Genomic DNA, 9,169 nt, shown 5'->3' on the forward strand with positions numbered 1-9,169 from the left:
TCGGTTCATCGGGCAACGAAAGCTTGGATCCGCCTGCCCGGCGTCGGGCAGGGACAATCCATCTCTCTATTCGAAAAGGGAACAATGTCGATGACATTGAGCACCTCGACACGGGCCTCCGGGCTCGTGCGGCGGCGCCTGGTCGCCGGGGTCGTAGCCGGATGCCTCGGGATGGGCGCGGCCCTCGGCAGCGGCCTGATGACCGGCGCCAGCGCGGCCGAGTCCACCACGATCAGCAGCGTCATCCTCGGCGTCGGCGCCAACGAGACCCAGCGCATCGTGACCTGGTACTCCTCCGCCGACACCGCGCAGAAGATCCAACTCGCCCCGACCGCCGAGATCGTCAACGGCGAGTTCCCGGCCAGCGCGGTCAACTTCGACGCCGTCGGTGCGGCGAACACCTCGACCACCGGCTTCAACCGGCACGCCACGATCAGCAACCTGCGCGAGAACACGGCGTACTCGTACCGGGTCGGCTCCGAGGGCAGCTGGTCCCCGGCGTACGCATTCAAGACGCAGGACTTCGAGGGCGACTACGACTTCCTGTTCTTCGGTGACCCCCAGATCGGCTCCTCCGGCGACCGGCTGATGGACCAGGCCGGCTGGGAGGAGACCCTGAAGGTCGCCACAGCGGCCAACCCGAACGCCGAACTGCTGGTCTCCGGCGGCGACCACGTCGAGTCCGCGAACGACGAGGGGCAGTGGACGTCGTTCATGGCGCCCGACCAGCTGCGCCAGTACCCGGTGGTCGCCACCATCGGCAACCACGACGTCGGCGGCAAGTCCTACGAGCAGCACCACTTCACCCCGAACACCGACCGGTCGGCCCCGTACTACGACAACGGGAACCCGGCCGGCACCAAGTCCGGCGGTGACTACTGGTTCGTCTACAAGGACGTGCTGTTCATCGACATCAACAGCAACAGCTACAAGCTGTCGACCGACGGCAGCAACGCCGGTGACGCCGCGCACGTCTCGTACATCACCGACGTGGTCAACAAGCACGGCTCCGAGGCCAAGTGGAAGGTGCTTGTCTACCACCACTCCATCTACTCGCCTGCCAGCCACGCGACCGACAGCGACAACAAGCAGCGACGCGAGGACTTCACCACTGCGTTCTCCAACCTCGGCATCGACATGGTGTTGCAGGGCCACGACCACAGCTACTCGCGCAGCTACTCCATCAAGAACGGGCAGAAGGAGAACCCGGCCGAGAAGCCGGGTGCCGCCGACGTGTTCCCCGGCCCGGGCGGCGTCATCTACGTGACGGCCAACTCGGCCTCCGGCTCGAAGTACTACGACATCAAGAAGCCGGACAGCAGCGGCACCGGCATCCGTGGCAATGGCCCGGACCCGCTGGACCCGAGCAAGTACTGGTACAACTCGGTGCAGAACCAGGAGCACGTCCGCAGCTACGTCAAGGTGCAGGTGCGCGGCGACAAGCTGGTCCTGGCAAACGTCCGCAGCGGCACCTGCGCGGCGCCGAACGCGGCCGTCGAGAAGGGCCTCTCCTGCGTCAACACCCCGGACGGCCAGCCGGTCGGCTCGATCGTCGACAACGTGACGGTGCACCCGTACAACGGTGACGGCCAGTCCATCCAGGTCAACGTGCCGAACCCGGCGCCGGGCGAGTTCGGTTGGACGATCGACGGCTACAACGGTCTGGTCGACCTCGGTGTCGCGCAGGAGCGTGACGGCACCTACTTCCAGGCCAACGGCAAGATCAACCCGATTCTCGTGTCGGACAGCCGCCGCTCTCTCGCCCCGTGGTCGATCTCGGCAAACGTGGGTGACTTCCAGGACGGCGACAAGAAGTTCTCCGGCTCGTACCTGGGTTGGACCCCGTACGTCCTCGACGCCGGTGCCGGCGCCGAGGCCGGTGCTCCGGTCCTGTCGTCCTTCGACGACCAGGGCAAGGGACTCTCGGTCTCCAGCGGCCTCGGTGCGGCCGGCCAGGGCCACCCTCGGGGCGGCGCGAAGCTCGGCGCCGACCTGGACCTGAAGATCCCGGACAGCGTCGTGAAGGGCAGCTACCGCGCCACCCTCACGATCACCGCGCTGAGCAGCTGACCGGCCCCGTGTGAGCCGCGGGGTAGGCACCTTCGCGGGTGCTTACCCCGCCGCTCGTTCCCACCTCCGACCCGCCTGAGGACCCCGAGATGCCAACGACCGCAACGCGCCGGAAAGCCACCGTCGCCGCCCTGCTCCGTACGACAGCTCTGTCCCTGCTCGCCGCCGTCGCTGCCGTCGGCGTCGTCGGCGCCGGGCCCGCCGTGGCGGCGGACGGCGACGTCGCCTGGACGGTCCGGACGGCCTCCAACAGCTACGGCGCCGCCCGGTCCAGCTACAGCTACAACGTCAACCCCGGCGGCACTGTCGAGGACGCCATGGTGGTGGCCAACCGCGGCACCGCGGCACTGAAGCTGTCCGTGTACGCCGCCGACGGTTTCACCACCGACGCCGGCCAGCTCGACCTGCTGACCAGGGACAAGAAATCCGTCGCGATCGGCGCCTGGGCGCACGCCGGCACCGACAGCGTGGTGATCCAGCCCGGAAAGACCGCGCAGGTCCCGTTCCGGATCAGCGTTCCCGGCAACGCCACGCCCGGTGACTACGTCGGTGGCGTCCTCACCGCGCTGACCCAGGCCAACCAGGCCGAGGGCATCAACGTGGACCGTCGCCTCGGCATCCGGATCAAACTGCGCGTCGGCGGCGAACTCACTCCGGACCTCGTCATCGAGGACTTCCACGTGCGCTACGACGGCACCCTCAACCCGTTCGGCAAGGGCGACGCGACAGTTTCGTACCGGATCCACAACACCGGCAACGCGGCCCTGTCCGGCCAGCAGGACGTCTCCGTCTCGGGCCCGTTCGGCATGCTGCGGGTACGGGCCGACGAGATCGCCGCGCCCCCGGAGCTGCTTCCCGGCGAGAGCTGGGACGTGACGGTGCCCGTGCACGGCGTGACCCCCGCGGTCCGGCTCGCGTCGACCGCCACCCTCACACCTCTGCTCACCGACGTGTCCGGCTCCACCACCTCGCTCAAGCCCGTTCGGGCCACGGCGCACGGATGGGCAGTGCCCTGGATGCTGACGTTGGCGGTGGCCGCCCTGATCGTCGTACTCGTGGGTGCTCTTCTGTACCGGCGGCGCAGCCGGTCCCAGCGCAGGACGCGGGAGGACGCCCGGGTCCGGGACGCCGTCGCCAAGGCGCTGCGCGGCCAGGGCACGCAGACGGCCTGACGCCCGGCCCCTTGTGGGTGAACACCGCCCAGCCGAGGGCCGGCAGCACCGCGTAGCCGGCATGCTGCGACGGATGACGCCGGCACGGAGGGGGATTCCAGATGATTGACGGGGATGTGCCAGAGCGGATGCAGGTCGCGGCCTTCGACGAGTTCGGTGGGCCGGAAGTGATCACCCTGCGGAAACTGCCAGTGCCGGAGGTCGCCGCCGACGAGGTGCTGATCAAGGTGTTGAGCGCCGGCGTGGGCGTGTGGGACGTGTTCGAGCGGCAGGGTGTGCTGGTGCCCGAGGGCACCGAGTTCCCGATCGTGCCCGGTTCCGACGGCGCCGGGACGGTCGTCACAGTGGGCAGCCAGGTCACCGGCATCGCGGAGGGCGACCTCGTCTACGTCTCCGCCACCACGCGACCGAAGGGCGGCTTCTACGCCGAGTACGCGGTGGCGAAGGCGGAGTACGTGGCGAAGGTGCCCGACGGTGTGCCGGCCGAGCACGCCGGTGCCCTGTCCACGGACGCGCTTACCGCCCTAGCCGGACTGGACGCCCTCGGCCTGCCGTCCAACGCCTGGCTGTTGATCTTCGGGGCGAGCGGCGGTCAGGGCCACCTGGCCGTCCAGTTGGCCAAGCGGCAGGGGCTCAACGTGATCGCCGTCGCCTCCGGCCCGGACGGGGTGGCTCTGGTGACCCGGCTTGGTGCTGACGTGTCCCTCGACGGCCACGGCGACACCGCCGAGCTGCTCGCGCGGATCCGGGACTCGGCACCCGACGGGGTGGCAGGCATCCTGGCGATGGCCGGCGGCGAAACGCTCGACCGCCTTACCGAGGCGCTGGCCGACGGTGGCGCTGTCGCGTTCGCCCACGGCGTGCGACCGGAGCCGAGCGAACGGCCCGGCGTGCAGGTCCGGGCGTACGACGGTGTATCCAACCCCCGCCAGTTGCAGCGCCTCAACGAACTGATCGAGGCCGGGCCGTTCGTGGTGCACGTGGCCGAGAAGTTCCCGCTGGGCAAGGTACGGGAGGCACACCAGCGCCTGGAGACCTCCTACCTGGGCAAGCTGCTGCTGACCATCGCCTGAGGCGTCACGCGGTGCGCTGCTGCGGCACGCGTACCGACGCCATGCCCGCCGCGGTCGCGGCCTGGATGCCCAGGTCGGTGTCCTCGAAGACCAGGCAGGAATCCGGGGGTACGCCCAGCTGCCGCGCCGCGAGCAGGAAAGCCTCCGGGTCCGGCTTGGCACGGGTGTAGTCGTCCGCACAGACCAGCACGTCGAAGCGGTCCAGCAGACCGAGCGCGTCGAGCGAGGAGGTGACCGACGCCCGGGTGCTGCCGGAGACGACGGCGAACGGGACCCGCCGGTGCGCGTCGTGGATGTGCGCCAGCACCTCCGGCACGGCGGCCAACTGCGGCAGCAACTCCTGGTAGTAGCGCTCACGGTTCTCGACGACTGCCGCCACCGGCATGCGCAGACCCTGCTGCTCGTTCAGCGCCACAACGATGTCGGCGGTCGGCCGCCCGCCCCACGCGTAGAAGAGGTCCTCCGGGAACTCGCAGCCCCACTCGTCGAGGGCATGCTGCCAGGCCAGATAGTGCAGCGGCATCGAGTCGACGATGGTGCCGTCGCAGTCGAACAGGTACGCGGCGAACTCACCGGGAGGCAGAGGCAGACTCACCGGGGAAAGGGTACAGCGCTTCAGTCGTCCGCCACGGACGCCAGCCGGCGCAGCAGGTGCGCCCGTTCCGGCTCCGTGCCGACAAGAGCCAACGCGCTGCGGTACGACGCCGCGGCCTCGTCGTCGCGGCCGAGCCGGCGCAGCAGGTCGGCGCGGGTCGCCGGATACAGGTGGTAGCCGCGCAGCCGTGGATCGTCGGCCAACCCGTCCAACAGCGCGAGCCCCGCCTCCGGCCCGTCCCGCATCGCCACGGCGGCAGCCCGGTTGAGCGCCACGACCGGCGAGGGGACCATGGTCAGCAACACGTCGTAGAGCGCCACCACCTGCGGCCAGTCGGTGCTTGCCACATCGGCGGCCTCGTCGTGCAGCGCGGCGATCGCCGCCTGCACGCCGTACGGGCCCGGCTGCCCTCCGGTGAGCGCTACCAGCACCAACGCCCGCCCCTCGTCGATCATCGCGTGGTCCCAACGGGTGCGGTCCTGGTCGTCCAGGAGGACGACCTCGCCGTCCGGGCCGGTTCGCGCGGCACGCCGGGCGTCGGTGAGCAGCATCAACGCCAGCAGCCCGGCGACCTCCTGCTCGCCGGGCAGCAGCCGGCGCAGGATCCGGGCCAGCCGGATGGCCTCCTCGGTGAGGTCGGTCCGCTGCAGGTCCGGGCCGGAGCTTGCCGCGTACCCCTCGGTGAAGATCGAGTAGACGGCCTGGAGCACCGTGGGCAGCCGCTCGGGCAACTCGTCGGCGCCGGGCACCCGGAACGGGATGCGCGCGTCCCGGATCTTCCGCTTGGCCCGGACGAGCCGCTGGGCCATTGTCGTCGGCGGCACCAGGAAGGCACGCGCGACCTCGGTAGTGGTGAGACCGGCGAGGAAGCGCAGGGTGAGCGCCCCGCGATCCTGGGCGGGAAGGGCCGGATGCGCGCAGGTGAAAAAGAGCGCCAGCCGGTCGTCGGGCAGGTCGCGGTCGGCATCGGCGGGCGGAGCGGGCCCGGCCCGCTCGGCCTCCGCCTGGAGCACCGCGAGCCGGGTCGCCAGCACCCGGTCGCGACGCAGCCGATCCACGGCGCGGCGGCGGGCCGTGGTGAGCAGCCACGCGCCGGGCCGGCTCGGGACACCCTCGGCCGGCCAGTGCACCAACGCCGCCTCGATGGCCTCGGAGGTGACCTCCTCGGCCAGGTCCAGGTCGCCGAATCGGTGCACGAGCGAGGCGAGCAGCCGTCCGCGTTCCTCCCGGAACACCGCCTCCACGGACGAGCCGACAGCTGCCCCCTCGCCGCGCACGTGTCAGACCCCGACCGGGATCTCGGCGATCGGACGCACCTGCACCGACGCGCCGCCGGTTGCCCCGGGGCTGCGCGCCGCCCACTTCAGCGCCGCGTCCAGGTCCGGGACGTCGATGATGTCGTACCCGCCGAGCACCTCGCGGGTCTCGACGAACGGCCCGTCGGTGATCGTGCGTTCGCCGTCCGCGCCGACCCGCACGCTCGTGCACGTCGTCAGGTCCTGCAACGGGTGCCCGGAAACCCAGATCCCGGAATCCTTCATCTCCCGCTCGTAGCGGATCCAGTCCTCGAAGGTGCACTGGTCGCCGGCCTCCGCGTCGGTGGCGGCGCTCATGTACAGCAGCATGTACTTCACGTTTTGGCTCCTCTCGGTGCGGCAGGGTCGCCGTACAGCATGACGACGAACGAAGCCCGAGGATGTCGACACGGCAGTCGGAGAACTTTTCGCGGCCCGCCGTCCGACGGTCTCAGGCCGGGGCGTCCGTCCGGCGACGGCTCCGCTCGGCCCGCCGCCGCACCTGCTGGTACGCGCCGGTCAACCCCATCGCCCGGCGTACCTCCACCAGGGTATGCCGCACCACCTGCCGGGTCCGTTCGGTGCCCTCGACGATCAGCCGGTCGACAAGCCCACGGTCCGCCTCGATCTCCGCCCGCCGCTCCCGGATCGGCGCCAGGAACCGTTCCAGCGCCACGACCAGGCGCTCCTTGACCTCCACGTCACCCACCTGCCCGGCCCGGTACCGCCGGGCCAGGTCCGCGACCTCGTCGCGGTCCGAGTTGAAAACCTCGTGGTACGCGAAGACGGGGTTTCCCTCCACCGATCCCGGTACGTCCGCCCGTACCCGGTTCGGGTCCGTGTACATCCCGCGCACCTTCCGGCGCACAGTTGCCGGGTCGTCGGAGAGGGCGATCGTGTTGCCCCGGCTCTTGCTCATCTTCGCCGCGCCGTCGGTACCCACCAGACTCGGTGTGTCCGCCTGGATCAGCTCAGGCACCGGGAAGACCGGCCCGTACAGATGGTTGAACCGCCGGGCGATCTCCCGGGTCACCTCGACGTGCGCGGCGTTGTCCCTGCCGACCGGGACCACCTCGCCCTTCACGCAGAGGATGTCAGCGGCCTGGAGCACCGGATAACCCAGCAGCCCGTACGGCATCTCCTCCTTGCCAGCGTCGCGGGCCATGTCCTTGAGCGACGGCACCCGTTCCAGGCGCGGCACGGTCACCAGGTTCTGTAGCAGGGTGTTGAGGTCGCCCACCTCCGGGATGGCCGACTGGAGGTAGAAGGTTGCCCGGTCCGGGTCGACGCCTGCGGCGAGGATGTCGGTCACCATCTCCCGGGCGTTGCCGGAAACCTGGTCGATGTCCTCGCGACGGTTGCGCGTGGTGAGCATGTGCAGGTCGGCGATGATGAAGAAGCTCTCGTACCGCTGGTGCAGCCGCACCCGGTTGGCGATGCTGCCGACGTAGTGGCCGAGGTGCAGGCGACCGGTTGGCCGGTCGCCGGTGAGCATGCGTGGGACGGACATGGTGGTGTGCCTTTCGTGCGGGAAGGTGGGCTACGCGTGGGCGCGCGTCGAGCGGGGCGAATCCGCCCCGCTCGGTCGGCGGGATCGACTCAGCGAGCCGTCCGCCATCGCGCGCCGGCGCGGTAGCGCAGGCCACCGGCACGGAGGACATCCAGGAGCTGCTCACGGCCGTCGCCGGAGCTGGTCGGGAACGGGGGCACCACAACAGTCAGGAGATCGTCGACCGTCTCCGATGTGCAGCTGCCCGTCTGGACCACAGGCTCAGATTACCCGCGGCGCCGACCCGGGGGGCGGAACGTACCGGTCGCTGTAGTAGTTGCCGACGCGCTCCCGGTACTCCGGGTCGACCTGCTCCGCTTCGAACGGCGGAGCGTCCTTGATCTCCTGCCGGGTCCTGTCGACGTGCACGACGCGCTCCTGGTGGTTCACCTCGGCCACCGTGCCGGCCGGCAGCAGCACCTTCTGGCCGAAGATCCACGGCCCGGTGTCCACCACCAGGTACCCGGCATCGGTCTCGTCGCTCGCCTCGTCGATGGTGCCGATGCGCCCGTCACTCGCCTGCACCTGGTAGCCCACCAGGTCCACGGGCGTTCCGGGTCCGGGTGCGTCCGGGCGGCCGTCCCCGCCGTCCTGGCGCTGCGGCGGTGTGACCGACGGGGTGGTCTGGCCGTACCCGCCAGCGAGGGCGGACGGGTCCCGCCAGGTCCAGGGATTGAAGATCGAGGGTTGCATGGGCACCTCCGGTGGACGGCGACAAGCTGTCCCCTCTCGCAGTGCCCACCAGGCTGTCCCCGGAAACGGACGCGCTCCCCACCGGCAGGACCCGTCGACGCCGGCTCGCGTCCGTGATCAGGCTGTTGAGCAGGGCCGCTGGCATACTCGACTGCCATGGTGTTGTCACGGGGGTGGGCCCTCTTCCTTGTCGGCGTCGGGATCTGGACCTGGGTGATCTGGCCGAGGTTCGCTGTCGCCATCTGGAACGACCCACGCTCCTGGGCGTCCGGCACGGTGGCCGACGGCGCCGGCACGAGCTTCCTCTGGGTGCACGCACTGCTGATCGCCGCGTCGCTGCTCATCGGGACGACAGTCGGCGTCCTGGGCGTCCGGGCCTGGTTGGCCGCCCGTCGGCGGCAGGCGTCCTGACCTCTCCGGAGCAGCTCGACGCCTGCCACCTCGATCGACGCTCGCCGGACCGCCAGTCCGCCCCTCCGAGGTGAGCCATCCGGCCGCGGCGGAAGTGTGACGCGGACCGCTACCCACGGATTTGACGATCAAACCCGCAGGCGCGTAACTTTCTCTCTGCCAGCGCGGAACGGGGCAAACGGGACGAAAGTTCTGGAGCCCCGAAACGGACTGGCACCGGGTCAAGCAGGGGTTCGCTCCTGTGCGACGCGGTCCGGGCGGGGCTCGCCGGATCGGCCGTGAGGCGGATTTGGCGCAGCGAGACCGACCGG

The 9,169-nt window shown here is 70.3% G+C and carries 9 protein-coding genes; 4 read left to right on the top strand and 5 right to left on the bottom strand.

Annotated elements, in window-relative coordinates; genetic code table 11:
• Positions 1-90: 90 nt before the first annotated feature.
• From F4558_RS27705 to F4558_RS27715, 3 genes are all read left to right on the top strand, one after another.
• Positions 91-2,070 carry a purple acid phosphatase family protein gene (locus tag F4558_RS27705; RefSeq protein ID WP_167946642.1) on the top strand — a complete coding sequence of 660 codons (1,980 nt, stop codon included), beginning with the start codon at positions 91-93 and terminating at the stop codon, positions 2,068-2,070.
• A gap of 89 nt (positions 2,071-2,159) precedes the next feature.
• The gene (locus tag F4558_RS27710) at positions 2,160-3,242 is read left to right on the top strand and encodes a WxL protein peptidoglycan domain-containing protein (RefSeq protein ID WP_167946644.1); all 1,083 of its coding nucleotides are present in this window, start codon (positions 2,160-2,162) and stop codon (positions 3,240-3,242) included.
• A 101-nt stretch (positions 3,243-3,343) separates the two neighbouring features.
• Complete coding sequence (locus tag F4558_RS27715; RefSeq protein WP_197281378.1) at positions 3,344-4,315, top strand: quinone oxidoreductase family protein; 972 nt, start codon at positions 3,344-3,346, stop codon at positions 4,313-4,315.
• Positions 4,316-4,319: 4 nt separating this feature from the next.
• On the opposite strand, the gene F4558_RS27720 is transcribed toward F4558_RS27715, so the two are convergent.
• The 5 genes from F4558_RS27720 to F4558_RS27740 form a co-directional block, all read right to left on the bottom strand.
• Positions 4,320-4,910 carry an HAD family hydrolase gene (locus tag F4558_RS27720; protein ID WP_053651367.1) on the bottom strand — a complete coding sequence of 197 codons (591 nt, stop codon included), beginning with the start codon at positions 4,908-4,910 and terminating at the stop codon, positions 4,320-4,322.
• Between the two features lie 20 nt (positions 4,911-4,930).
• The gene (locus F4558_RS27725) at positions 4,931-6,187 is read right to left on the bottom strand and encodes an RNA polymerase sigma factor (RefSeq protein WP_167946646.1); all 1,257 of its coding nucleotides are present in this window, start codon (positions 6,185-6,187) and stop codon (positions 4,931-4,933) included.
• 3 nt (positions 6,188-6,190) lie between these two features.
• A complete protein-coding gene (locus F4558_RS27730; protein ID WP_197281394.1) occupies positions 6,191-6,535 on the bottom strand; it encodes a YciI family protein in 345 nt (114 codons plus the stop codon).
• A 121-nt stretch (positions 6,536-6,656) separates the two neighbouring features.
• Positions 6,657-7,715, bottom strand: a complete 1,059-nt coding sequence (trpS, locus tag F4558_RS27735) for a tryptophan--tRNA ligase (RefSeq protein ID WP_053651361.1) — start codon at positions 7,713-7,715, stop codon at positions 6,657-6,659.
• A gap of 261 nt (positions 7,716-7,976) precedes the next feature.
• Entirely contained in the window at positions 7,977-8,447 is a 471-nt protein-coding gene (locus F4558_RS27740; RefSeq protein ID WP_167946648.1) for a PRC-barrel domain-containing protein, read from the bottom strand.
• A 156-nt stretch (positions 8,448-8,603) separates the two neighbouring features.
• Here F4558_RS27740 and F4558_RS27745 point away from each other — a divergent pair, with 156 nt between their 5' ends.
• A complete protein-coding gene (locus F4558_RS27745; RefSeq protein WP_167946650.1) occupies positions 8,604-8,858 on the top strand; it encodes an SCO4848 family membrane protein in 255 nt (84 codons plus the stop codon).
• Positions 8,859-9,169: the final 311 nt, after the last annotated feature.

Origin of the sequence: Micromonospora profundi, assembly GCF_011927785.1 — a bacterium.
GTDB classification, from domain to species: Bacteria; Actinomycetota; Actinomycetes; order Mycobacteriales; family Micromonosporaceae; genus Micromonospora; species Micromonospora profundi.